This is a genomic window from Megamonas rupellensis DSM 19944, assembly GCF_000378365.1.
Classification (GTDB): domain Bacteria; phylum Bacillota; class Negativicutes; order Selenomonadales; family Selenomonadaceae; genus Megamonas; species Megamonas funiformis.
Window position 1 is genome coordinate 1 of the sequence record NZ_KB899580.1, and the last position, 25,769, is coordinate 25,769.

Sequence of the window (25,769 nt, forward strand, 5' to 3'; positions counted from 1 at the left end):
CTAAAAAGCGAATTATTCTATTTAAAAAAATTCAAATCCGTTGAAGATTTTATAAAAGAGTTAAAATCTTATATAAAATATTATAATACAAAACGGATAAAGATAAAACTAAAAGGACTTAGTCCTGTAGAATACAGAACTAAGTCTCAATTAGTAGCTTAATTAATATGTCCAATATTTTGGGTGCATATCAAATTTGTCTATCTTTTTCTCTAATAATATTTATATACTACATATAATATATTAAAAAAATAATAGAGGTGTATCTTATGTTTAAACAAGTCAAAAAGAAAACTGCCATTATTTTATTAACTTTAGTTACTTTATTGATGACCTTAAATATAGCAACAGCTACAACTTATATTGGTTCATCTCAAAGCAATAAATTTCACTATACAGATTGTCGCTGGGCTAAAAAAATCAATCCTGGTAATGCCATATATTTTAGTAGTCGTGAAGAAGCTTTTAGCTATGGATATGTACCTTGCAAAGTATGTAAACCATAAAATATTAAATTTAATCAATTAAAATTTTAATTAAGACTTGGTTTTTCATTTAGTAAACTAAGTCTTTTTATTTTTTATTAATCATTTTTGAAAATTTAATTGAATTATTAGAATAAAACGAATATACTTTAAATAGTACATTAGTTTATACTTAGATAAAAACAAATCAAATATCCCTTTTTCTAATAAATCTCTTAAAACTATTAATAAATTTCAAAGGAGTGTATATCCACAAAGATTAATTAAAGAAGTATTTCACTAAAATGACAATTAAACATATTATTTTCAAGCTAACTAATGTACTAATCAAGAAGCTAATCATTTAGAGAAATTTTTAATTATTAATGTTGATAAATCATCAAATATAAATTATTTGCAATTAATCATTCTCTATTAAATTCTAGTGATATTCTATTTTATTAATCTAAATAATATTACGCTAAGCTTCCAATGAAATTTACTAAAAAGTTATGAAAAGAGATGAATATTATCATGGAGAACTCTAACAAACAAGCACCAAACTTTTTAACTAAAAAATTAATCAATTTCGGTGATGCTCACAAAGAACAAACAGATTTATATCTTGCTAATATAAAACAAGATAAATTTTATAAAAAAGATTCATTTATCATCATTACATGGCTTTTATTTTATCCACTAGGTATCTTCTTAATGTATAAATATAGTCTCAAGCTAAGAAAATTTAGACATTTATTTAATATCGTACCTTTAATTGTAATTGCTCTAGCTAACAAAAGCATAGCTATGATTTTAGGTTTATGTATACCTTTTATCTTCATTCCTATTTTTACCATCAGCCTTTTTTATTGCTTAGTTAGAACAAGATATTTCATGCCTTCTTGTGCAGGTATTATTGCAAGTTGTATCGGATTTTTAGTATTTACATTCTTTCATATTTAATAATTAACAAATAAAAAAGCTATTTGAGCATATATCCATTTTTTAGGATAATCTCAAATAGCTTTTTTATTAATCTTTAATCATTTTATTTATCAGTCATCATTGCCAAACATAGCCATAATCATCTGTAAAAGTCTTAAAATCTCGATATAGAGCCATACAAGAGTTAAGAGTAAACCAAAAGCACAGAAGTATTCATAGTACTTCGGAGCCCCATAAGCTACAGCTTGTTCAATATTATCAAAGTCTAAAAGCAAATTAAATGCTGCTACACCTGCGATAATAAAGCCAATCGCTATACCAAAAATACCACTTGTTGGCATCATATGGAAACCGAATAAACTTGCAATGATATTCACGAAATAGAAAATCGCTACAGCACCTGTCATGGAAATAATCACAGAACGTACTGTTTCTGTAACTTTTATAATACGTGTTTTCCATAAAACAAGCATTAAAATCATTGTAGCCAAAGTAATTCCTACTGCAATAGCAGAAATACCAAAATACATTCTTTCAAATTGAGCAGAAATAATACCAAGCACTGCACCTTCAAAAACGGCATAGCCAGGTGTTGTCATTGGTGCTAAATGTGGTTTAAAGCAAGTAACAAGCGTTAAAACTACACCCACAATCATACCTAATATCAATACACCATAAGCAGCTGGGCTATTGGCTAAAAATACACCAGAAGCAATTGCTGAAGCAATAGTAACAAGTGTCAAGCCAAATGCCTTTGTAATCGTACCTTTCAAAGTGGCAGGAGAATCTACATATTCTGTAGACGCCTTGCCTATTATTTTCATAGCTGGATTTGCCATTAAAATCCTCTCCTTAAACATACATAAATTCTTTCTTTTTATTATATCATACTATTTTATAGTAGAATAGGTAGGATTTATTAAATTTAAATCAAAAATTCATGCATATCTATTCAGGAAAATTATATATTAGTTAAGTATCTTTAGGTATACTCAATTTTTTAACTTATAGTTTTTGTACTACTTCTAACAATCAATTTAGGTTCTAAAATAATGATTTTACTATCTATATTTTCCTCACTATTTACTAATTGATTAATTACTTCTGTTGCCTTTTGTCCAATTGCATCTATCGGTTGACGAACTGTTGTCAAAGGAACTTCTAATAATGACGCAAACGCAATATCATCATAACCCACAATAGAAATATCTCTAGGTACTATTAAATTATGTTCTTTAATACTAGCTAATGCCCCCATAGCCGAGAAATCATTTGCTGCAAATACTGCCGTTATATTTTTCGCTAATAAATTATCACAGCCTATTTTCCCTTTTTCAAAAGAATAATCTCCTTCAAAAATTAGATTTTCATCTATTTTTATGCCATTATCTTTCAATGCTTGTTTATAGCCTGCTAGTCTTTGTCGTGCATCATCTAAAATTAAAGGCCCAGTTATACAGCCTATCTTCTTATGCCCTAATTTTATCAAATGTTCTGTCGCCAAATATGCACCTTGCAAATGGTCAACACTGATTTTATATTTGCCGATATCAAACATATCACGGTCAATTAGACAATATGGTATCTTATTATCCTCTAAAAAATTTATGGTTTCTTCAACTTCTTTTTCCGTGCTATTAGCTGCCATACTTAAAAAGATACCATCGACCATATAATCACAGAGCATTTTTAAATGCTTTAATTCTTGTTTATGATTATTATCTGAATTACAAATCAATAAATTCCAGTCGTATTTATGACATTCATCTTCTAAAACTTTAGCTGTATATGAAAAAAACTGATTTCTAATATCCGGTAATACAAAACCAATAATATTGCTTTGCTTTTTTACTAAGCCTACAGCCATTTTGTTTGGTCTATATCCCATTTCTTTTACAGCTTTAGCAATGATTAATTTTGTTTCTCGAGGAATATGATTTGCTTTATCATTTAATACCAAAGAAATTGTTGTAACTGAAAAACCTGTTTTTTGTGCTATATCCTTGATAGTAACACGTGACTTCATATTTATTCAAACCTTTATTATTTATTTATAAATATTATAGAAAAAATGTTTTTTCAGTTCAATCCACTTCTGCAATTTTAGGAATAGAAATACTTGCTCCTTTTCTTGATACTGTAATTGAAGACGCTTTACTTGCTTTTTGTAAACTTTCTTCAATAGATTTACCTTGTTGTCTTAAAGCAATGAAATATCCTGTAAAAGTATCTCCAGCAGCTGTTGTATCTACAGCATCAACTTTATATGCAGGTTGGAAAATATTTATATCTTTATGACGATAATATGCACCTTTATCACCAAAAGTTAAAATAATTTCTAATTCAGGATATTTGCTAGCTAAACTATCTAATATATCTTCAACTTTTTCTTTATCAGCTAAATATGCCCCTTCATGTTCATTGACAAAAACTCCATCTATTGCCTGCATATTATATTTATTAAGGTTTTCATTGATTGGTGAAGGATTTAGATAAATTTTCATTTGTTTAGCTTTTGCTACTTCAATAATATAATCAATATTGGAAATTTCATTTTGTAAAATTAAAATATCACCTTGTGCAAAATCTTGCATTACTTCATCAATATAAGCTTTATCCACTTCATAATTAGCTCCATGGAATAAAATAATGCAATTTTGTCCATGTTTATCAACTTGAATAATAGCCTGTCCGCTTGCTGTCTCTACTGTTTTAATCAAAGATGTATCTACATTATTATCTTTTAAAGCTTGTAATAAAATCTCTCCATCTTTACCAACACAACCAGCATGCATGATATTTCCGCCGGCTTTAGCTACGGCAATTGACTGATTTAAACCTTTACCGCCTACACTTTCACTAAAACTTATAGAGTCGATAGTTTCTCCACCTTTTACAATTTCTTCAACAGCATAAACCTTATCAATATTTAACGAACCGAAATTTAAAATCTTCATAAATAACTTCTCCTTTATTTTTATCTATTTTAATAAAACGTTTTACTTGATTTTTAAAAACTATAATTATAATACAATCATTTTTTCAATTAGTCAATATTATCTAAAAATAAAAAATTATTTATAAGAAAAAAGCTTTCTACATAGATAAAAAATCTTGTAGAAAGCCCTTTTTATTTTACAAGCTCTATTAATTTTTGTTTTACTGCTGGTAAAAAGAATTTACAGTTTCTCATCTGTGTTTCACTGATACCAAAAGTTTCGCCATCTTCAATCAAAGCGATTAAATTATCCACAGCACCAGCCATTACACAAAGTTCTTTAAATGTAAAATCATTTACATGATTAGTAAATTTATCTAAAGATAAATGTGCTAAATCTTTTGCTTTTTCTTCTTCTTTTTTCGAAGTCAATCCAGCAAAGTCAGTCTGTAAAAAAATACTCAAAGCAAATCTTATTACATTTGCTTCTTCTCCAGAAAATAAAGCCTTTTGAGAATTTAATGGTAACATTTTAAAACCTCGCTATTTATGTATTATACTAAATATCAATGTTTTTCATTATACCATAAATTCTATTGTTAATATATTATTATTTTGTCAAAGTGACTGTATCTATCTGTGTATTATCTGGCAAATAACAATTAAAAGTTAAACTATTTTCATCAGCTTCTAAAACTAAATAATTATTAGTTTCTGGCTGTGGTGGTACATATTCATCAAGTGGATTTTTATGCCATAAACTTGGATAACGTACATTACCTGCTACGCCTGTGAGTATATACAACGTTCCCTGTTCATTTTGTGCAAAATCTCTGATTAAAGCTCTACGTCTATAAGTGTGTAAATGTGCTGTTAATACTGCATCAACATCATATTTATCAAATATCGGCATATAGATTTCACCATGTCTGGAAAAGCTTATTTCATCACCTAATGGTTTTGCATCTCTGCCATAATTTAAAATATCTCTATGCATTAATACAATTTTCCATTTTTTATCTGTAGTAGCTAAATCATTTTCTAGCCATTTAATCTGTTCATTCAATAAATCTGGCTCAAATTCTGCCATTTCATCATCTTGAGTATTAATCACAGTAAAATGAACATCACCATAATCAAATGAATAATATTGATTTTGATATTTATCATTGCCATTTGTTGGTAATTTAAACATTTCTAAATACACATTCGGCATAGCTACTTGCCAATCAGTAGTATAAGTCTCATGATTTCCTTGCACTGGTGCTACTGGTATATTATTTACCATTGGTTCTACGCCATCAAACCAGCCATTCCACTGCACTAAATCATATCCATTATCTACTAAATCGCCCATATTTATAAAGAAATCACTATCTTGATTATTTTGCCAAGCATTCATTGCCAATGATTTCCATTCAGTATAATCATTTGATTGAGAGTCAGGAAAAATTAAAGCTTTGAATTTATTATTGTTTTCTTTTGCTGTTTTTAATTTATACCAATCACTGCGATTATTTTCAAAGCCTAATCTATAATCATAGACCATATCAGCTTTTAAATTTTCTAAAGTTACAGCATAAATATAAATCTTCTTATTATCAATATCTAAAATACTTTTCTGTGGTTTAGCTTGTAAAATTTCATCTTCATTTTCCTGCTTATATTCTAAAATAAAATCTTCTCTATCATTCAAAGATTGCCACATAATAGTTCTACTATTAGCACTATCTTTTGTGATTACTTGATGTAAATTCATATATTCTTCACTATTTAGTAAATTATATACTTTTGTAGCAAAAAATACCTGTTCTATTTTATTTCTAAGTGGTGAATATGACATTATTCCTACTGCACAGATAATTATTAATAACAATACACTAATAATTATTCTTTTTTTCATTAAATCACCTCATATTCTTTTATCAAACATTTTTCCCCATTTCATATGCTTCTTGCATAGCTTTAGTGCCTTTTATTTCTCCTTTTTGCCAAGCACCCACACCATAAATAATACCTTTTTCAGTTGGATTTTCTAAACAATCTAATAAGCCTCTAAAGCATTCAATACTTCTTTCCATCATATTTAAGTCAGTTTCTGCTGCTGTGATTATAAAATAAAATTCTTTATTGCTTAAACTTGTATATTGAGGCACAATTCTATCAATTAAAGTCTTCATCTGTGCATTAATTGTATAAAAATAAACAGGACTAGCCATGACGATAACATCAGCTTTGAGTAATTTAACTAAAATCTCTTTCATATCATCTTTTTGCACACATTCATGTGTAGTATTGCAAACACCACAACCTGTACAATATTTAATATTTTTATCTGCTAAAAAAATTTTTTCTACATCATGACCAGCTTCAGTAGCACCTTTCATAAATTCATCACATAAAATATCAGAATTTCCATTTCTTCTTGGACTAGCTGACAATATAACAACATTCTTTTTCATTGTAATCTCTCCTCTAAATAATACATTTCTTTTGTTATTTATACTATAAACCTTAGAGTAAACTTCATGTCAATAAAAAAATGCTTAAATATTTATTAATTTATAATAAATACTTAAGCATTGTATTTCTTATTTCCAAATTAACTGCATTAAATTTTTATACTCATTATTCAAATGTTTTATAATCACATCAAACATAGTATAAATCAAGTTACCTTCTTTTTCTATTTCGTTGAGAAGAATACAGCAATCTAAAATTAAATTATCTTCATTGTCAAAATAATATTTAAATGATTTATACGTTTTATTTAATTCATTTATCCCTATTCTTAGTTCTGTTTCATTATCTTTATTTAAAGCCTTAGCTGCTACAAAAACCCTTATCATGCCATAAATACTATCATCTAAAATAACAAGTACAGGCAATTTTTGTCCTTTAATATCAAGATTTGAACGAAAAACTACTGTATTAAATTCATTATTTTCAAATTCATTTACCTGAAAACTATTAATATTTTTTTCCTCTAAAAATTTTTTAAATGCTTCAGCTCTATTATTCATTATATATAACTCCTCTCTTCATCAATAGTTTTATATCTATTTCACAATTTCATATGGCCAATTTACAATGCCACCAAAATTATAAACATTTACATAACCCATCTTAGCTAATTTAATTGAAGCGTCTGTAGCTCTTCTACCACTTCTACAATAAACTAATATCATTTGTTCTTTATCAGATAATAATTCTTGTAATAGTTTATTATCAGGGCTAATTTCTTCATTTGGCAAAGATATAGCATTTTTAATATGACCATCTTCATATTCCGGTTTAGTTCTTACATCTAAAATCACATAATTTTCTTCACTGTCCATAAACTGTTTTGCTTGTTCAGGATCAATTTGTCGAAAGCTGATATTTTCACCTACATCTACAACTTCATTATCAGCTTTTGCTATTTGATTAAAAGCTATTAAACCCATACCTAATACCATAACTACTAATATATACTTCACATATTTAAACATAATTACACCTCACCAACGTTTAAACAATTCATTTTCTACTACTTCTGGATGATGATATTGCTTATCCTTTAAATTATAATTGCCAAAATTAATCGCCTGCATTGGACACCACTGAATACATGCTAAACAGTATATACAATTATTATTTGACTTAAACTTTATTTTTCCTGCTTCTTCAATGATATTGTTTGTAGGGCAAAGTTTTACACATCGCTTGCAATGAATACAATTCTTTTTGACTGTCTTCTTTTGTAAACATTTCTTTATAAATAACCATGAAATGTATTTCTTTATTACATACCACCATGATTTTTTTACTAAAACATTATTACTAGTTTTACGTTGATTTAATTCTTCTGCAATTTTTAATACTTTATCTTTATACGTATTCAATGAGCTATAATCGTATTTTTTACCCCAAAAACTTAAGATATTATCTGGTAAATATACCTCATTTCTATATGCTAAATCTATATTTTTAGCTTTTAATAAATCTTGCATTGTTATAAAACTATTTCCTACTTTACCGCCACAAGTAACTACAGCATAACAATATATTTTCTTATCGCTTTTTATCTCTAATTTTTTTATAAAATCCTGCATTAAATCTAAAACATCATAACAATGTACAGGAAAAACAAATCCCATTACACTATCATCATGCTTATAATCTTTTACAGTGCTGATATCTTGCATTTTATCTTGTGTTAAATATGCCAATAATTTCGCCACTTGATACGAATTTCCAGTTCCTGAAAAATAATATATCATTACTTATTAAATTCTCCATTTCTTTTATTCCTTAAATAGATTTTATAAATTCCTATAATACGCTCCCCATTCACTCATCAAATTTATTATAGGCTCTATTGTTTTACCTATTTCCGTCAAGGAATATTCCACTTTAGGTGGAACTACAGCATAGACTTTGCGAGATATGATTTTATCTTTTTCCAATTCACGTAAATTAGATGTTAATACTTTTTGTGTACAAGGAATAGCTCTATTTAATTCTGAAAATCTTTTTGTTCCTTTTAACAATTCTTTAACTACTAATATTTTTATCTTTGTTCCAAAAATTTGTAAAGATACAGCTACATCACAAGGTAATAATTCTTTTTCCATATTGCTCCTCTTCCATTTCTTTACTATCTTTGAAGAAACTATAATACTTTAAAGTACCTTCTTCATAAACATTTTTATCCGTGATATTATTATAACAAATTTATAAATCTATATCAGAAAGGATTTTTATAATGAAAATTCAACAAATACGCAACGCTACTTTAATCATAACTTATGCCAATAAAAGATTTCTAATTGATCCGATGTTTGCACCTAAAGATTTTTATCCACCAATACCAAAATGTTTTAATCCCAATACTAAATGGCCTCTTGTAGATTTACCCTTTGCCTTTTCCAAAATCATTGATAATATTGATGCTGTAATTTTAACACATTACCATATCGACCATTTTGATGAATTTGCAGTTCAGGCACTACCTAGAAATTTAAAAATCTACGTTCAAGATGATATTGATAAACAATTATTGATAAATCATGACTTTACTAATATCGAAGTTTTAACAAAAGAAGGCAATTCATTTGATGATATCAAGCTCTATAAAGTTGATTGTCAACATGGTATAAAAGCTCTAACAGTGCCATATTTTGAATTTACAAGTAATTATTTTAACATGAGTGTCCGCTATGAAGCTATGGGGGTTATTTTCCAACATAAAGACGAAGAAACTTTATATCTAGCTGGCGACACTATATTTTGTGATTTTGTCAAAAATGCTATTGCTCAATATGCACCTGCTAAAATTATCATCAACTGTGCAGATGCCCAATTTGAACATAGTGGCTCTATCATCATGGGAACTGATGATATTTTAAAACTTCATCAATATGCTCCTAATTTAAAAATAATAGCTAGTCATTTAGATACTGTAGGTCATGCCACTTTAAACCGTCAACAATTAAGCGAATTTATCACTCAACATAAATTAACCGATTATATCTTCGTGCCAAAAGATGGAGAAATTATCTAAACAAAAATACATTTATCAGAAAAATCTCTTTAAATATTGAAATTAATTATCATTTTTATTATAATTGATATATAAATTATATATCCTAAAGAAAAGAAGTGATATTCTTGCAAAAAGAACATTTTGATATCACAGGTATGACATGTTCGGCTTGCTCTAGTAGAGTAGAAAAAGCTGTCGGTAAATTACCTGGTATAATCAATCACTCAGTGAATTTACTAAAAAATTCTATGGTTGTGGAATTTGATGAAAAATTATTATCCACAAATGAAATCATTCAAGCTGTAGAAAAAGCTGGCTATGGTGCTTCATTGCATTATAATCAATCTTTGAACAAACAAAGTCCTATAAAAATTGAAAATAAAGTAGAAGATATTCATGCACAAATGAAAAAACGTTTATTTATCTCTATTATTTTCATGTTACCTCTATTTTATATTTCTATGGGACATATGTTTTCCTTACCTATGCCCTCTTTACTTCTAGGTACAGAAAATGCTCTTTCGTTTGCTTTTACTCAATTTTTATTATTAATTCCTATAGTATTCGTCAATTTCAAATATTATAGCGTAGGCTTCAAAACATTATTTCAACTTTCGCCTAATATGGATTCTTTGATTGCCCTTGGCTCAAGTGCTGCCATTATCTATGGTATTTATGCCATTTATAAAATAAGCTTTGCCTTAGGTCATGGAGATTTCTCTACAGCTCATCATTTCAGTATGGATTTATATTTTGAATCAGCAGGTATGATTTTGACCTTGATTACCTTAGGAAAATTTCTCGAAAGTAGAGCTAAAAATAAAACATCTGATGCTATCACCAAATTGATGAATTTAGCACCGAAAACAGCTCTTCGCTTAGAAAATAATCAAGAACAAGAAATTTCTATTGATGATGTAAAACTAAATGACATTCTAATCGTCAAAGCAGGTGCAAGTATTCCTACAGATGGCATTATTATTGAAGGTCATGGCGTTATTGATGAATCTTCACTCACTGGTGAACCTATTCCTTGTGATAAAACCATTGACCAAACTGTAATTGGTGGTACAATCAATAAATCAGGCTATTTTAAAATGCGTGTTACTAAAATTGGCGAAAATACTACTTTAGCTCAAATCATAAATTTAGTTGATGATGCCACTAGTTCCAAAGCACCTATTGCCAAAATCGCTGATAAAACCAGTGCTATCTTTGTTCCTATTGTAATAACATTCGCTATTATTGCCACTATCATCTGGTTATTTAAGGGCGAAAGTTTAGAATTTGCTTTATCTATTGGTATCTGTGTATTAGTTATTTCTTGTCCTTGTGCTTTAGGACTTGCTACACCTACAGCTATCATGGTTGGCACAGGCAAAGGTGCAAGTTTAGGTATTTTATCTAAATCAGCCCAAGCTTTAGAAACTCTTCACAATATCAATACAGTTGTTCTCGATAAAACAGGCACAATAACTCAAGGCAAACCTCAAGTAACAGATATTTATACTTCAAAAGAAGTAACACTTCAACAATTATTAACTATTGCCTCTTCATTAGAAAAATTATCTGAACACCCTTTAGGTGAAGCCATTCTTCAAGTAGCAGATAAACACAATATATCGACTCTAGCTGTAGAAAATTTTAAACAAATAGCAGGGCAAGGATTATCCGGTATTATTGACAAATCCATTTGTCTTGCAGGCAATCAAAAATTATTAATCGCTCATGATATTGAAAATGAACCGCTATTTTCCCTAGGCAATAAATTAGCCCAGCAAGGAAAAACACCTTTATACTTCACTAAAGATGATAAAATCCTTGGCTTAATAGCTATCGCTGATACAATTAAAGCAACAAGTCCTCAAGCCATTCAAGAATTAAAAAATCTCGGTATCAATATCTATATGTTAACGGGTGATAATCAAATCACAGCAAAACAGATAGCTAAGCAAATAAATCTTGAAGAAAATAATATAATTTCTGATGTATTACCTCAAGATAAAGAAGCTAAAATTCGTCAACTCCAAAATCAAGGACAAAAAGTAGCTATGGTAGGTGATGGCATAAATGATGCTCCTGCACTTGCTCGTGCTGATGTTGGTATTGCTATCGGTGCTGGTACAGATATCGCTATTGACTCCGCTGATATTATTTTGATGAAAAATAATTTACTCGATGTAGTAACTGCTATAAAATTAAGTAAAGCCGTTATCAAAAATATCCGTGAAAATCTCTTCTGGGCATTTATCTATAATATCATAGGTATTCCTATTGCCATGGGCTTATTTTATACTGCTTTTGGTTTAAAACTAAATCCTATGATTGGTGCTCTAGCCATGAGTTTTAGCTCCGTTTTTGTCGTAACTAATGCTCTTCGTTTGCGTTTTTTCCAAAATAATTATCAAACTTCATCCATAAATAAAGATAATTCATCTACTGCCATAAATATTCAAGCAATAGATTTAAATACATCAAAAGGAGACGATAATATGGGATTATTAAATAATTTATTCCACAAAAATAATGAAAAACAGACTGAAAAAATTATATCTATTGAAGGTATGATGTGCCAACACTGTGTAAAACATGCTACAGAAGCACTGGAAAAAATAGATGGTGTCAGTGATGTAAAAGTAAGTCTTGAAAATAAAAATGCTGTTATTCATGTAAATCAAAATGTTACAGATGAGCAAATAACTAATGCCATTGTTGAAGCAGGCTATGAAGTTACTGCTATAAAATAAATAATATAAAATAATTAAAAATCCTTTCTATAATCTATTGAAAATTTTTAAGTCTATGTTATAATATTAAAAATCATATTTTATAGAAAGGATTTTTTTATGTTTAAAACACTTGTAAAAATCATCTGCGTTATAACAATTTGTTTATTCACTACAAATTGCACCTCTGCTGAAAATTCAACTTCATCAAGCAATCAAAACACTTCCATGCAAACAACTCAAACAACAAAAAATTCCATTGATTTATCTTCTTATTTTGAAAATATTAATGGTACGGCTGTATTTTATACACCTGATATAAATACATATAATATTTACAATGATGAATTAAGCACCAAACAATCTTCTCCTTGCTCTACCTTCAAAATTTTTTCCACTTATGTAGCTTTAGACAATAAGACTATTGACATTAATAATTCTCTTCGAAAATGGAATGGCACTATTTACTGGTATGATGCATGGAATAAAGATATCGATTTAGATACAGCATTTAAAACATCTTGTGTTTGGTATTATCGCCAAGTCATTGATGAAATCGGACAAGATACTATGCAAAAATATATCGATAAATTCGATTATGGCAATAAAGATATTTCCGATTGGGACGGAAAAACAGATTTAGATGATGATCCTAGAGATTTAAAAGGCTTCTGGCTAGAAACTTCTTTAAAGATTTCACCATTAGAACAAGTACAATTATTAAATCGCCTATTTTCTACCAATGAAAATCCTATGGCTTTAGCTAAACTAAAAGAATTAATGTTAGTTTATGAAGATAATAACACTGGTCTAAAAATTTATGGCAAAACTGGTTTTGGTAAAGTAAACGGTGAAAATACTGATGCTTGGTTCACTGGTTTTTATGAGATCAATAATCAACAAACATATTATTCTGTACGTTTAGATGACCCTAAAAATCCTCAAGCATTAAGCTCCACTGCCAAAGAAATCGCTATTAATATCATTAAAAATCTAAATAAATAACAAAAGGCTTTTCTTAGTATCATTTTCACTACTACTAAGAAAAGCCTTCTTTTTTATTTATTTAACATACGCATTGCTCTTACAATTACTTCTTTATACTCTCTTTTTATTCTACTTGCTAATAAATAACTTATGATTGTAGCCAAAATAGCAAATACCCCACCTGTGATACCTACGCTGTTTAATCCTGCTAAATCAACAGATAATGAACCTGCAAAGGAACCTACAGCAATACCTACATTATAAGAAGATGATGTAAGTGAACCTGCTAATGCTAAAGTTCCTGGATAGAATTTCTTGGACACCTGTAAATAATACATCTGTGTTGGTGTGTTTAATAAATACATCAATACACCTAAACAGCAAATAACCACACTGCCTAAAATAAATGATTCCATAGTAAAAGTCAATAAAATAGAAAATATTGCTTGTCCTGCAAATATCATCCATAAAATACGCATACCGCCCCAATAATTGAGCATAGGAGATAACAAATTACTAATCATTGCCGCTACACCAAAGATAACAAATGCTAAAGTCAATAAATTAGCAGATAAGCCCATTTTATCTAATAAAATTGGAGATAAATAAGTATAGAAACAATATGCAGAAGAACCACTTAAAATCATTGCACTTACTGCCATAATAATACGTCTATCTTTTAATAATACTAATTGTTCCATAATATTATTAGTTGGTGGTAAGTTTTTCGTTGGTAAAAATTTAACCATTAATAATAACAATAAAACACTAACAACAACGATAAAAGCAAATGCTACACGCCAACTTGCAAATTGTACGATAAACATACTAAATGGAACACCAAATACTGAAGCAATATTAAAGCCAGCAAAAATCCAAGATATTACCGAAGAAGTGTATTTTCTTGGTGCAACATCTGGAGCAAATGTCATTGACATTGAAATTAAAGCACTAGATACAGCTGCCAAAAATATTCTTGAAGCTAACATAACTGGATAATTAGGTGCTAACATACAAGCCACATTACCTAGTGTAAATAAAAACATTAAACTTAAAACCGTACGATATCTAGGAAATCTTGATAGATATGCCGTAATTAAAGGTGCGCCCACTGAATAAACTATGGCAAATGCAGAAATCAATAAACCTGTTTGCGTGATTGATACATTCAAATCTTCTGCAATATTCGGCAAAATACCAATAACCACATATTCACAAGTACCCAATACAAAACTAAGCATAATCAACATGATTACTCTGATATTAAACATAATGTTATGATCTCCTTTACTATTTTTTTATTTATATTCCCTGTACTTATTATTACTAATAATAAGTAATTTAACTCGTTAAACGTTTACTATTATATATATTTTTTTTTATAAATACTATGCTTTCATATATTAAAAACATTGCTAAATGTCTTTTCTTTTTTACACAATAAACACAAAATTAAAAGAGTAGATTTTAAAATCTACTCTTTTTCCCAAAATCATTTGATTTTATTTATTAATTTACCGATTGGAGGAATTTCACAAACTACTTCATCTCCAGATTTTAGCCATTTTCCTGGTTTATATCCCATACCTACACCTGATGGTGTACCTGTAGCAATGATATCTCCTGCTTCTAAAGTCATTCCTTGTGATAATTCTGATACTACTTTTGGTATATCATTTAAAAATAATTTTGTATTTGAATTTTGGCGAAGTTCCCCATTTACACTGCATTTTATATCCACCTCTACAGGAAATGGCAAAGCTGATTTATGCAAAATAACAGGGCCCATAGCACTATAAGTATCTAGAGATTTTCCCTTAAACCATTGCATATGTTTTAATTGCAATCTACGTGAAGAAAAATCATTGAAAATACTATAACCAAAAATATAATCTTCTACTTTATCCACAGGTATATTTTTGCCAGTTTTTCCTATGATTACCGCCAATTCCACTTCATAATCTAAAGCATTATCTATGTCTAAACAAGCTTGTACATCTTCATTTGTACCAATTATTTTAATCGCACGCTTGCCAAAATAAACTGCATCATTACTTGTTTTCTTGAAATTTTTTGCTCGTTCACTAGCTTCTTCTAAATGAGCTTGATAATTTACACCCACACATAAAATGTCATGTATTGGTCTTTCTATTGGTGATAATAATTTAACTTCACTCAATTTATAGCTCTTAAAATCATTATTTTCATCATCTAATTTTGTCTGTATATTTTTTATATCATCTTCATTTAATTGTTCAATCACATCTTGCATACAGCAAAAAGTTTTATCTGCATATAAATCATTAAGTGCTATTATCTTATCTTCATCATTTGCTAAAACACCTATCAATATCTTATCTTCTATTTTAAAATTTACAAACTTCATTATCTTTCATTCCTTTCCTCACATACTAACTAAAATATATATTATACATTTTTTATCTAAAATCCTTCTATTTTATAATCCTATTCAATAAATAGGTTTTAAGGAAAATAATTTTATATAGTTCTTTTACCAAACTAAATTTATTATTGTATTTACTCTAATAAATTATTTTATATTCATCTTGACATTATATACTATTCATACTAAAATAATAGTAAATAAGATATAAATTTCTTTTATTCTTTTAATTTATAAATATATTTTAAATCTATATATAAACAAGTAATTATCATATTTTCATAAACTTTAAACCTACTATAAAAGTAGGATAGGAGGATATATTTCATGACTAAATCTCTTTTAAATATTACGGACTTATACGCTAGTGCTGAAGATAAAACAATTTTACAAAATTTAAATTTAACTATAAATAAAGGTGAAACTCATATTTTAATGGGCCCTAATGGTGCAGGAAAATCTACATTAGGCAATGTTATTATGGGCAATTCTCAATATAAAGTAGACCGTGGAAGTATATTTTTCGAAGATGAAGATATTACTTCTGCTAGAACTGATGAACGTGCTCAAAAAGGATTATTCTTATCTTTCCAAAGCCCTATAGAAATCCCTGGTGTTTCTATCTCTCAATTTATCCGTACTGCTATGGAAACAAAAGAAAAAATCCGCCTAAAAGCTTTTCGCGATAAATTAAAAACTGTTACTAAGACACTCGGTATCAATGAACAATGGATTAATCGTGAGTTAAATGTAGGATTTTCTGGTGGCGAACGCAAAAAAATTGAAATGCTTCAATTATTAATGCTAAATCCTAAATTAGCTATCCTAGATGAAACAGACTCTGGTCTTGATGTTGACGCTGTAAAAACTGTTTCTCGCGGTATACAGACATTCCAACAAGATGAGCAAAAATCTTTATTAATTATCACTCACAATAGCAAAATCCTTGAATATCTCCATATTGATTATGTTCATATCTTAATCAATGGAAAAATCATCAAAACAGGAGATGCTTCTTTAATAAAAATCATCAACGAACAAGGCTATGAACCTTTTATCACTGGACAAGGAGAATAAAATCATGAATGAAGCAGAAAAAAGACAAAATGAATATATAAATCAAACTGCTGAACGTGTAGAAAATCGTTATGATTTTAAAAAAGCAGAAAAAGATGCTTATCGTCTCAAAAAAGGTCTCACTCCTGAAATCGTAGAAGAATTATCTGCTAAAAAAAATGATCCTGAGTGGATGCGTGAATTTCGCTTACGTTCTTTAGAAATCTACCACAGCTTAGATGTACCACCATGGGGGCCATCTATTGATGATTTAAATATCGACAATATCGTAACTTATGTAAAACCAAATACTGATATGCAAGGTTCATGGAAAAATGTACCTGAAGATATCAAAGATACTTTCGATAAATTAGGTATTCCTCAAGCTGAACAAAAATCCCTAGCTGGTGTCGGTGCCCAATACGACTCTGAGGTCGTTTATCACAATCTCAAAGAAGAAGTTGCCAAACTAGGTGTAATTTATACAGATATCGAAACTGCTCTCAAAGGCCCTTATGAACCTATGATACGTGAACATTTTATGAAACTTGTAACACCTCGCGATCATAAATTTGCAGCCTTACATGGTGCAGTCTGGTCAGGTGGCTCTTTCGTATATGTACCACCTGGAGTAAAAGTGGACATTCCACTTCAATCTTATTTCCGCCTAAATGCAGCAGGTGCAGGGCAATTTGAACATACTTTGATTATCGTAGATAAAGGAGCTGACCTTCACTTCATCGAAGGCTGTTCTGCTCCTAAATATAATGTAGCTAATTTACATGCTGGCTGTGTAGAATTATTCGTCGCTGATGATGCAAAATTGCGTTACTCCACAATCGAAAACTGGTCAAAAAATATGTACAATCTCAATACAAAAAGAGCAAAAGTAGGTAAAAATGCTACTATGGAATGGATTTCTGGCTCATTTGGCTCTCATATCTCTTACCTTTATCCAATGACAATTCTTGCAGGTGAAAATGCCAAAGCAGAATTTACAGGAATTACATTTGCAGGTAAAGGGCAAAACCTCGATACAGGAGCTAAGATGGTGCATAATGCCCCTCATACATCTTCTTTAATCAATACAAAATCCATTTCTAAAGATGGTGGTGCTAGTACATTTAGAAGTTCTGTCGTTGTAGCCAAACAAGCCCAGCACAGTAAAGCCCTAGTTTCTTGCCAATCTTTAATGCTTGATAATATTTCTCGTTCAGATACAATTCCAGCAATGGACGTGCGTACAAATAAAGCCAGTGTTGGACACGAAGCCAAAATCGGTCGCATTAGTGATCAAGCTGTATTTTATCTCATGAGTAGAGGTCTAAGTGAAGCCGCTGCTCGTGCTATGATTGTAAATGGATTTGCTAATCCAATATCCAAAGAATTACCAGTAGAATATGCTGTAGAAATGAATCATTTAATTCAATTAGAAATGGAAGGTGCCATTGGCTAAAAGGAGATATGACTATGAATATAAAATTTGAACATGCAAATAGTTTACCAATGCCAACATGGCGTTGGTTAAAATTAAATGATACAACTATATCTTATGATAATATAGATAAATTAACTCCCCTCAAACCTCAAATCATCAATTCCACGGAAAATATTTCCCTAGCTTCACAAAAAGATATAACTTTTGCCAACTTTCCTCACATCACTACTGGTATCGGCTCAGATACTGATAAATTTGTAGTAAATAATGCTAGTAATAAAAATTATTTCACTATCAAAGCAAATACGATTACCCAAAAACCTTTAATCTTTATTTATGATTTAACCGATAATCTTGATTTAATTGATGATAATTATATTTACGCTCAAGAAAATAGTCAAGCTACTATAATTATCGTTTATAATTCCCCTTATCATAATCAAGGTTTTCATGCGAGCAGTACAAAAATTTTCGCTGAAAAAAATGCCCAAATTAAAATAATCCAACTGCAAACACTTGGCAAGGATTATTTTAATTTTGATGATATCGGCACACTTGCTCAAGAAAATGCTCGTATATCCATTCAACAAATTGCTTTAGGTGCAAATAAAAATTATCTAGGTGCAAATATTGATTTACTACAAAATAATGCACAACTAGATTTCCAAACAGATTATTTAACTGCTAAAAATCAAATGCTCGATATGAACTATATTGTCAATATCCTAGGTCAAAAGACCAAAACTAATTTAACGACAAATGGTATCTTAATGCATAACGCTCAAAAAACACATCGTGCAACTTTAGATTTTAAACAAGGTTGCAAAGGTTCTATAGGTACAGAAGCAGAAAATGTATTATTACTTGATGAAGATATCCACAATAAATCAATTCCTCTAATTCTCTGCGGTGAAGATAATATCGAAGGCAATCACTCCGCTTCTATCGGTGAAATGGATAAGGAACAATTATTTTATCTGCAAACTCGTGGCTTAAATGAAAGACAAATTCGCCAAATGCAAATTGACTCCAAACTTCAATTAATCACAACAAATTTACCTGAAGAACTTCACACTTATATTTCCACTTATCAACAGGAGGCTTTCTATCATGAAAACTAATTTTCGCCAAGATTTCCCTATATTAAATGATGAAGCAAACCCTGTCGTTTATTTAGATAGTGCTGCTACTACGCAAAAACCACTAAGTGTGATAAAATCCCTAGAAAATTATTACACATCTCAAAACGCAAATCCTCTTCGTGGTCTTTATAAATTGAGTGCTACTGCTACAAGTGAATACGAACAAGCTCGCCACAGTGTAGCACAATTCATCAATGCCAATGAAGATTGTGAGATTATCTTCACTAGAAATACTACTGAATCCTTAAACCTCATCGCCTACACTTACGGCATGGAAAATATCCAAGAAGGCGATGAAATCGTAATCTCCATTCTTGAACATCATAGCAATATACTTCCATGGCAAATGATAGCAAAATTAAAAAAAGCTACATTAAAATATATGTATATAAATGATGAAGGTATTATTTCTGATGAAGAAATCCAAACAAAAATCACACCTAAAACAAAGATAGTTTCTATCACTCAAGTTTCAAATGTCTTAGGCGTTGCCACTCCTTTAAAAGCTATAATAAAAAAAGCTCATGAAGTAGGTGCTATCGCCATTGTTGATGGTGCTCAAGGTGCTCCTCATATGGCAACAGACGTCCAAGATTTAGATTGTGATTTTTACGCATTCTCCGGTCATAAAATGTTAGCACCTATGGGAATTGGCGTTTTATATGGAAAAAAATCCATACTTGAGCAAATGCCTCCATTCTTACGCGGTGGCGAAATGATCGAAACAGTATCCGAACAAGATGCTACATTTGCCCCACTTCCAGAAAAATTTGAAGCTGGTACACCTAACGTATCTGGAGCAATAGCATTAAAAGCCGCTATCGAATATATAAATCAAGTAGGATTTTCCTACATTGAACAACAAGAAGAAAAATTAATGAAAATCGCCATGGAAGAATTATCTAAATTGCCTTATATCACCATTTATGGCTCACCAGATTATAAAAAGCATAAAGGTGTATTGAGCTTTAATATTCAAGATATTCACCCTCATGACGTATCTTCACTTGTCGATTATCATGGGAATATAGCCCTTCGTGCAGGCAATCATTGTGCTCACCCATTATTAAAATATCTAAATGCACAATCAACAAATCGCATAAGCTTTTATTTCTATAATACAAAAGAAGATGTTTATCAATTCATTGAACAAATAAAAAAAGTAAGGAGTTATTTAGGATACGATGTTTAATCTCTATAATGAAATCTTAACTGAACACAACCTTCACCCTAATAATAAATGTTCACTAGCAGATGCTACACATCACCAACACGGTATCAATCCTAATTGCGGTGATGAAATCACGCTCTCCTTAAAACTCAATAACAATATTATTGAAGATGCTAGTTTCCAAGGTTCAGGTTGTGCTATTTCCCAAGCTTCCACAGATATCATGATTGATTTAATGCTCGATCAACCAGTCGATAAAGCTAAAGAATTATGTCGTTTATTCATTGGCATGGTTCAAGGCACAATCACTGATGAAAAAGAGCTTGCCCCTTTAGATGAAGCTCTTACCTTTAAAAATATATCCAAAATGCCAGCTCGTGTAAAATGTGCCGTACTCAGCTGGCATACTATGGAAACAATCCTAGACAAAGCCCTCCAAAACTCTCAATAAATAAAAAGTATCATCTTGATTTAAATAGTTCAAAACTAAAATTAAGATGATACTTTTTTTATCTAAAATTTACCAAACAAAATCAAGAAAAATCTCGCTAATCCTTGATAAATAAACTTTTTTACTAAATCCCTTCAAATCTCATTATCGCTGGTGAAAAATAACTAAAATCCTTGTTTATCAATACTTTTAATAGTATAATAAAAACCATAAGGATTAATTTTTCTAGCATTTAACTTTAACAAGAGTTGTATTTGAATGAAACTTATTAGATCTTTAGAAGGAGATATGTAAATTTAACTTTAACAAGAGTTGTATTTGAATAAAATCTCTATCTTGATACTTTAGTAATAACTTGAAATTTAACTTTAACAAGAGTTGTATTTGAATATGTTTCGGTTGATTTCACAGCAACAGTTTTGCATATTATTTAACTTTAACAAGTGTTGTATTTGAATAAAATCTTTTGATTGAGTTCTCTTAGCTTCTTGCCATTTAACTTTAACAAGAGTTGTATTTGAATAGGCTTATTCAATTTCCTAATGGAACGTTTAGAAGGATTTAACTTTAACAAGAGTTGTATTTGAATATCTCTTGCATTCACTTGAACAGCATTTAATACGATTTAACTTTAACAAGAGTTGTATTTGAATAAAAAGAGTATGAAGGCTCTGTTTGGTATGATAGGATTTAACTTTAACAAGAGTTGTATTTGAATTTTGTTATACCTCCTTATGTATTTATAATAACATTAATTTAACTTTAACAAGAGTTGTATTTGAATTTATAAATAAGGTTGTACGCTCTAAACGGAAGGGCAATTTAACTTTAACAAGAGTTGTATTTGAATTTATAAATAAGGTTGTACGCTCTAAACGGAAGGGCAATTTAACTTTAACAAGAGTTGTATTTGAATTTATAAATAAGGTTGTACGCTCTAAACGGAAGGGCAATTTAACTTTAACAAGAGTTGTATTTGAATTGTACGCAACGAATTGCCCATTGACGAGACTTTTCATTTAACTTTAACAAGAGTTGTATTTGAATTGGCGCTTTCCACGTCTAACTAAATTATAGGTATTAATTTAACTTTAACAAGTGTTGTATTTGAATCATTTTTATTATAGCACAAAATAGGGGTTTTTTATTATTTAACTTTAACAAGAGTTGTATTTGAATGCTTGTACGGAATGGTGCAGACTTGTTATGCACCTGATTTAACTTTAACAAGAGTTGTATTTGAATAGTATTAAAGATAGTAGGAAACGGCTAAAACAAGTAATTTAACTTTAACAAGTGTTGTATTTGAATACGTGATAGATGGTGTCCAAAATTTGTTGACAAGCAATTTAACTTTAACAAGTCTTGTATTTAAATTAACTCTCTAGCATTAGTATAACAATGAAAAAAGCCTTAGGAACTGACCCTTCCTAAGGCTTTTGTGCGTCATCATGAGTTTGATTTCGTCTATACTTAGTATAATATATTACATAGATTTTGCAATACAAAGCTTATTATTATCGTGCAAATTAGAAAAATAGACTTATATCTTTAATTCTTCTATATCAGCTAAGAGCTTATCTAATTTTTCTACTATACGCTTTTGTTCTGCTAACGGTGGTAATGGTATTAATATCATCTTTAATTTATTTATACTAACTCCACCTATTATTCCTGTCATATTAATTTTAAAATTATTTATAAATAAAGGTGCTTGTACTACATAAAAAATATATCTATCATAAATTTTCATAGGATTAAATGAACATAACTTATTACCAAAACAAACATCTTCTTTTAAAAATCCTACTTTTCTTCCTGCACTTCCACCTTCAATACACATTAAAGTAGCACCTTTCTTAGCAATTTTGAAATTTGTTTCAAAAGGAATTTTCACACCATTTTCATATAATATACAATTATTAAAATCTACATCTTTCGTTGCAATATAATTATATCCTTGTTTTACATTACTATATTTTAATTCTTTTTCTTTAGCATTAATACTATTTCCTGTATATATAGATGAAACATCATTTATTCTTATCCATTTCCAATTTTCAGGTATAGTAAATGGTATTTCATCTTCTGTTATCTCTGGCAATGGTTTTTGTTTTTTTATCTTCTTCTCTTTGATTAAGCGTTCTTTTTCTTCTTTTATTGCTTGTAATAAATCTTCTACATTATCATCTGTAGCTAACTGCTCTGTCAATTTCCCTTGTATAGCTGATTGCAATATAGATTTTTTTAATTTATCAGGGAAATTCTTTTGCAGTATAGATAATTTTTCTTCACTAGATTTTAGTTTTTCTATATTAGCTAAAACATTATCAAGCTTTTCTACTATACGCTTTTGTTCTGCTAATGGTGGCAATGGTATTAATAAATTTTTTATTGTATTCAATGCCAATTCTTTTTGTTTAGTTGAACCACTACACATATCTTCTATATTATCTTGAATATGTGGAGAAGATAAAAAATATTTTATATATATTTCACTTATTAAACGTGTGCTACGCACAACTGTAACATGACTGTCTGCTACTACAATAGGATATTTTGAATCTGTTTTAAATAAACATACCCTTCCAACTGTGCCTAATCCCGTTGAATTTATTAATATATCATGTTTCTTTAAATATCTTTCATCAGAATATTTTTCTAATACTTCTGGTGCTAAATATTTTGCCGGCTCTAAAGTAAATCCACTCCACTGATTACATTTTTGAGATACAACAGGATATTTTTTTATATCTGAATATATTGGTGATTTTCCTCTTTGTAAATATACACATATATCATCTAGCCTTACCCATTTCCAATTTTCAGGTATAGCAAATGGTATTTCATCTTCTGTTATCTCTGGTAATGGTTTTTGTTTTTTTATCTTCTTTTCTTTGATTAAAAGTGCTTTTTCTTTTTTTATCGCTTGTAATAAATCTTCTACATTGTCATCTGTAGCTAATTGCTCTGTCAATTTTCCCTGTATAGCTGATTGCAATACTGATTTTCTTAATTTATCTGCTAACATAATTTTACCCCTAAAATATTTTCTATTTCTTGGAGCTTCTTATCTATCTTGGCATTCAAAGTAGCTCTTTTTTCTTTATACTCTAAAATAGTTTCTTCTGGAGATAAGACTTCTTCTTCCACTGTAGGATAACCGCATAAATCTATATCATAATTGCGATTTACGATTTCTTCTAATGTATAAACTTTAGCCTTATAAGTATCAGTATCCTCATCTTGAATATCGCATCTATCATTCCACCATTTTATACAATCAGCAAAATGTTCTAATTTCATTGGTTTTGTCTTAGAAAAATGTTTATATTCTTCTGGCATATCCAAACGATAAAAATAAGTTTCTCTCGTAGTTCCTGTATTATCAAAAAAGATAATATTTGTAGTAATAGGTGTATATGGAGCAAACACAGAAGCAGGCAGGCGAACAATCGTATGCACATTAAATTCACTAAATAATTTTTTCTTGATAGCCACTTTGGCATTATCTAAACCAAACAAAAATCCATCTGGTATGATAACTGCTGCTCTACCATTTTCTTTCAAACGATACATAATTAAAGATATGAATAAATCTGCTGTTTCACTACTGCGTAAATCTACTGGGAAATTGTTTTTTATTGCATCACCTTCAGCTCCACCATAAGGTGGGTTCATCAAAATAACTTCAAATTTTTCATTATCTTTATATTCTCTTACATTGCGTTTTTCTAAGGAATTAGCATTATAAATAGCAGGATTATCTATATCATGCACTAACATATTTGTTACACATAATAAATGTGGTAGAGGCTTTTTCTCTATACCATAGATAGCATTATTATACTGTGTTCTATCTTCTGTATTTTTCATATTTTTTTCTAAATGATTTAATGTAGAAGTCAAAAATCCACCTGTTCCACAAGCAAAATCAGCTACAGTTTCGCCAAGCTTTGGATTTACCATTTCTACGATAAAATCAGTTACTGCCCTAGGTGTATAAAATTCCCCTGCATTTCCTGCACTTTGCAAACTTTTCAAGATGGTTTCATAAATTTCGCCAAAAGCGTGCAATTCTTTGATATTATCAAAATCTATTTTATTGATTTCATTGATTAATTGACGTAGTAAAACACCATCTTTCATATATTGATTGGTGCTTACAAATACATCTCTTAAAATCTTATGCTTCATAGGAGCATTTTCTGGCAATTTTATTTCTTTTAACTGTTTGAATAACTTTTCATTGACAAATTCTAATAAATCATCTCCTGTTAAAGACTTACCATCTGCATCATCTACTGCCCAGTTTTCCCATTTACATTCTTCTGGCAATATAGATTTATAATTTTCATCAAAAAGTTCCCAGTCTTCTTCCTTCTTGGCATAAATTTTTAAAAATAATAGCCATGTTAATTGCTCGATACGCTGTGCATCACCATTTACACCGCTATCCCCACGCATTATATTTTGAATGTTTTTTACAAATGCTCCTAAACTCATAGTTTAATTCATGT

Annotated in this window: 25 protein-coding genes and 1 CRISPR repeat array; of the genes, 11 read left to right on the plus strand and 14 right to left on the minus strand. The window is 29.6% G+C overall.

Going from position 1 to position 25,769, the window contains the following annotated elements:
• The 3 genes from F553_RS11755 to F553_RS0106775 form a co-directional block, all read left to right on the plus strand.
• The coding region (locus F553_RS11755; protein WP_018999507.1) for an IS3 family transposase at nt 1-162 on the plus strand (162 nt) is incomplete at its 5' end.
• Nucleotides 163-269: 107 nt separating this feature from the next.
• Nucleotides 270-506 carry an Ada metal-binding domain-containing protein gene (locus tag F553_RS0106770; protein WP_018999508.1) on the plus strand — a complete coding sequence of 79 codons (237 nt, stop codon included), beginning with the start codon at nt 270-272 and terminating at the stop codon, nt 504-506.
• Between the two features lie 492 nt (nt 507-998).
• Nucleotides 999-1,427: a hypothetical protein gene (locus F553_RS0106775; protein WP_018999509.1), complete on the plus strand. Its 429-nt coding sequence runs from the start codon at nt 999-1,001 to the stop codon at nt 1,425-1,427.
• Nucleotides 1,428-1,519: 92 nt separating this feature from the next.
• On the opposite strand, the gene F553_RS0106780 is transcribed toward F553_RS0106775, so the two are convergent.
• The 10 genes from F553_RS0106780 to F553_RS0106825 form a co-directional block, all read right to left on the minus strand.
• Nucleotides 1,520-2,248: a Bax inhibitor-1/YccA family protein gene (locus tag F553_RS0106780; RefSeq protein WP_008537597.1), complete on the minus strand. Its 729-nt coding sequence runs from the start codon at nt 2,246-2,248 to the stop codon at nt 1,520-1,522.
• 161 nt (nt 2,249-2,409) lie between these two features.
• Nucleotides 2,410-3,435: a LacI family DNA-binding transcriptional regulator gene (locus F553_RS0106785; RefSeq protein ID WP_018999510.1), complete on the minus strand. Its 1,026-nt coding sequence runs from the start codon at nt 3,433-3,435 to the stop codon at nt 2,410-2,412.
• Nucleotides 3,436-3,493: 58 nt separating this feature from the next.
• Nucleotides 3,494-4,366 (minus strand): ribokinase, encoded by an 873-nt coding sequence (locus F553_RS0106790; RefSeq protein ID WP_018999511.1) that lies wholly within the window; start codon nt 4,364-4,366, stop codon nt 3,494-3,496.
• A 173-nt stretch (nt 4,367-4,539) separates the two neighbouring features.
• Nucleotides 4,540-4,878 (minus strand): hypothetical protein, encoded by a 339-nt coding sequence (locus F553_RS0106795; protein WP_008537594.1) that lies wholly within the window; start codon nt 4,876-4,878, stop codon nt 4,540-4,542.
• 79 nt (nt 4,879-4,957) lie between these two features.
• Nucleotides 4,958-6,250, minus strand: a complete 1,293-nt coding sequence (locus tag F553_RS0106800) for a purple acid phosphatase family protein (protein WP_018999512.1) — start codon at nt 6,248-6,250, stop codon at nt 4,958-4,960.
• A 22-nt stretch (nt 6,251-6,272) separates the two neighbouring features.
• Nucleotides 6,273-6,809, minus strand: a complete 537-nt coding sequence (locus tag F553_RS0106805; protein WP_018999513.1) for a flavodoxin family protein — start codon at nt 6,807-6,809, stop codon at nt 6,273-6,275.
• A 129-nt stretch (nt 6,810-6,938) separates the two neighbouring features.
• Nucleotides 6,939-7,370 carry a thiamine pyrophosphate-dependent enzyme gene (locus tag F553_RS0106810; protein WP_018999514.1) on the minus strand — a complete coding sequence of 144 codons (432 nt, stop codon included), beginning with the start codon at nt 7,368-7,370 and terminating at the stop codon, nt 6,939-6,941.
• A gap of 36 nt (nt 7,371-7,406) precedes the next feature.
• Nucleotides 7,407-7,838 carry a rhodanese-like domain-containing protein gene (locus F553_RS0106815; RefSeq protein ID WP_008537590.1) on the minus strand — a complete coding sequence of 144 codons (432 nt, stop codon included), beginning with the start codon at nt 7,836-7,838 and terminating at the stop codon, nt 7,407-7,409.
• A 9-nt stretch (nt 7,839-7,847) separates the two neighbouring features.
• A complete protein-coding gene (locus F553_RS0106820; protein WP_018999515.1) occupies nt 7,848-8,609 on the minus strand; it encodes an EFR1 family ferrodoxin in 762 nt (253 codons plus the stop codon).
• 42 nt (nt 8,610-8,651) lie between these two features.
• Nucleotides 8,652-8,963 carry a winged helix-turn-helix transcriptional regulator gene (locus tag F553_RS0106825; protein WP_018999516.1) on the minus strand — a complete coding sequence of 104 codons (312 nt, stop codon included), beginning with the start codon at nt 8,961-8,963 and terminating at the stop codon, nt 8,652-8,654.
• A 131-nt stretch (nt 8,964-9,094) separates the two neighbouring features.
• Between F553_RS0106825 and F553_RS0106830 the strand changes: the two genes are divergently transcribed.
• The 3 genes from F553_RS0106830 to F553_RS0106840 all read left to right on the plus strand — a co-directional run bounded on the left by F553_RS0106830 (nt 9,095) and on the right by F553_RS0106840 (nt 13,605).
• The gene (locus tag F553_RS0106830) at nt 9,095-9,892 is read left to right on the plus strand and encodes an MBL fold metallo-hydrolase (RefSeq protein ID WP_018999517.1); all 798 of its coding nucleotides are present in this window, start codon (nt 9,095-9,097) and stop codon (nt 9,890-9,892) included.
• A gap of 98 nt (nt 9,893-9,990) precedes the next feature.
• Complete coding sequence (locus F553_RS0106835; protein WP_244263944.1) at nt 9,991-12,621, plus strand: heavy metal translocating P-type ATPase; 2,631 nt, start codon at nt 9,991-9,993, stop codon at nt 12,619-12,621.
• A 99-nt stretch (nt 12,622-12,720) separates the two neighbouring features.
• Nucleotides 12,721-13,605 carry a penicillin-binding transpeptidase domain-containing protein gene (locus F553_RS0106840; protein ID WP_018999519.1) on the plus strand — a complete coding sequence of 295 codons (885 nt, stop codon included), beginning with the start codon at nt 12,721-12,723 and terminating at the stop codon, nt 13,603-13,605.
• A gap of 53 nt (nt 13,606-13,658) precedes the next feature.
• On the opposite strand, the gene F553_RS0106845 is transcribed toward F553_RS0106840, so the two are convergent.
• Both F553_RS0106845 and F553_RS0106850 read right to left on the minus strand, forming a co-directional pair.
• Nucleotides 13,659-14,858: an MFS transporter gene (locus F553_RS0106845; RefSeq protein ID WP_018999520.1), complete on the minus strand. Its 1,200-nt coding sequence runs from the start codon at nt 14,856-14,858 to the stop codon at nt 13,659-13,661.
• A gap of 221 nt (nt 14,859-15,079) precedes the next feature.
• Nucleotides 15,080-15,973 (minus strand): fumarylacetoacetate hydrolase family protein, encoded by an 894-nt coding sequence (locus tag F553_RS0106850; protein ID WP_018999521.1) that lies wholly within the window; start codon nt 15,971-15,973, stop codon nt 15,080-15,082.
• A 345-nt stretch (nt 15,974-16,318) separates the two neighbouring features.
• Here F553_RS0106850 and sufC point away from each other — a divergent pair, with 345 nt between their 5' ends.
• From sufC to sufU, 5 genes are read left to right on the plus strand one after another with little or no spacing between them, the layout of a single operon-like run.
• A complete protein-coding gene (gene sufC, locus F553_RS0106855; RefSeq protein ID WP_018999522.1) occupies nt 16,319-17,068 on the plus strand; it encodes a Fe-S cluster assembly ATPase SufC in 750 nt (249 codons plus the stop codon).
• A 4-nt stretch (nt 17,069-17,072) separates the two neighbouring features.
• On the plus strand, nt 17,073-18,503 hold the full coding sequence (sufB, locus tag F553_RS0106860) for a Fe-S cluster assembly protein SufB (RefSeq protein ID WP_018999523.1): 1,431 nt from the start codon (nt 17,073-17,075) through the stop codon (nt 18,501-18,503).
• 14 nt (nt 18,504-18,517) lie between these two features.
• Nucleotides 18,518-19,606 (plus strand): SufB/SufD family protein, encoded by a 1,089-nt coding sequence (locus F553_RS0106865; protein WP_018999524.1) that lies wholly within the window; start codon nt 18,518-18,520, stop codon nt 19,604-19,606.
• The gene (locus F553_RS0106870; RefSeq protein WP_018999525.1) at nt 19,596-20,819 is read left to right on the plus strand and encodes a cysteine desulfurase; all 1,224 of its coding nucleotides are present in this window, start codon (nt 19,596-19,598) and stop codon (nt 20,817-20,819) included. The genes F553_RS0106865 and F553_RS0106870 overlap by 11 nt, the downstream gene beginning before the upstream one ends.
• Complete coding sequence (sufU, locus tag F553_RS0106875; RefSeq protein ID WP_018999526.1) at nt 20,812-21,249, plus strand: Fe-S cluster assembly sulfur transfer protein SufU; 438 nt, start codon at nt 20,812-20,814, stop codon at nt 21,247-21,249. The genes F553_RS0106870 and sufU overlap by 8 nt, the downstream gene beginning before the upstream one ends.
• A 230-nt stretch (nt 21,250-21,479) precedes the next feature.
• Nucleotides 21,480-22,626: a CRISPR direct-repeat array (repeat unit 30 nt; unit sequence ATTTAACTTTAACAAGAGTTGTATTTGAAT).
• Between the two features lie 166 nt (nt 22,627-22,792).
• On the opposite strand, the gene F553_RS12460 is transcribed toward sufU, so the two are convergent.
• Both F553_RS12460 and F553_RS0106890 read right to left on the minus strand, forming a co-directional pair.
• The gene (locus F553_RS12460; protein WP_018999527.1) at nt 22,793-24,280 is read right to left on the minus strand and encodes a restriction endonuclease subunit S; all 1,488 of its coding nucleotides are present in this window, start codon (nt 24,278-24,280) and stop codon (nt 22,793-22,795) included.
• Complete coding sequence (locus tag F553_RS0106890) at nt 24,274-25,755, minus strand: class I SAM-dependent DNA methyltransferase (protein ID WP_018999528.1); 1,482 nt, start codon at nt 25,753-25,755, stop codon at nt 24,274-24,276. Before F553_RS0106890 ends, F553_RS12460 begins: the two co-directional genes overlap by 7 nt.
• Nucleotides 25,756-25,769: the final 14 nt, after the last annotated feature.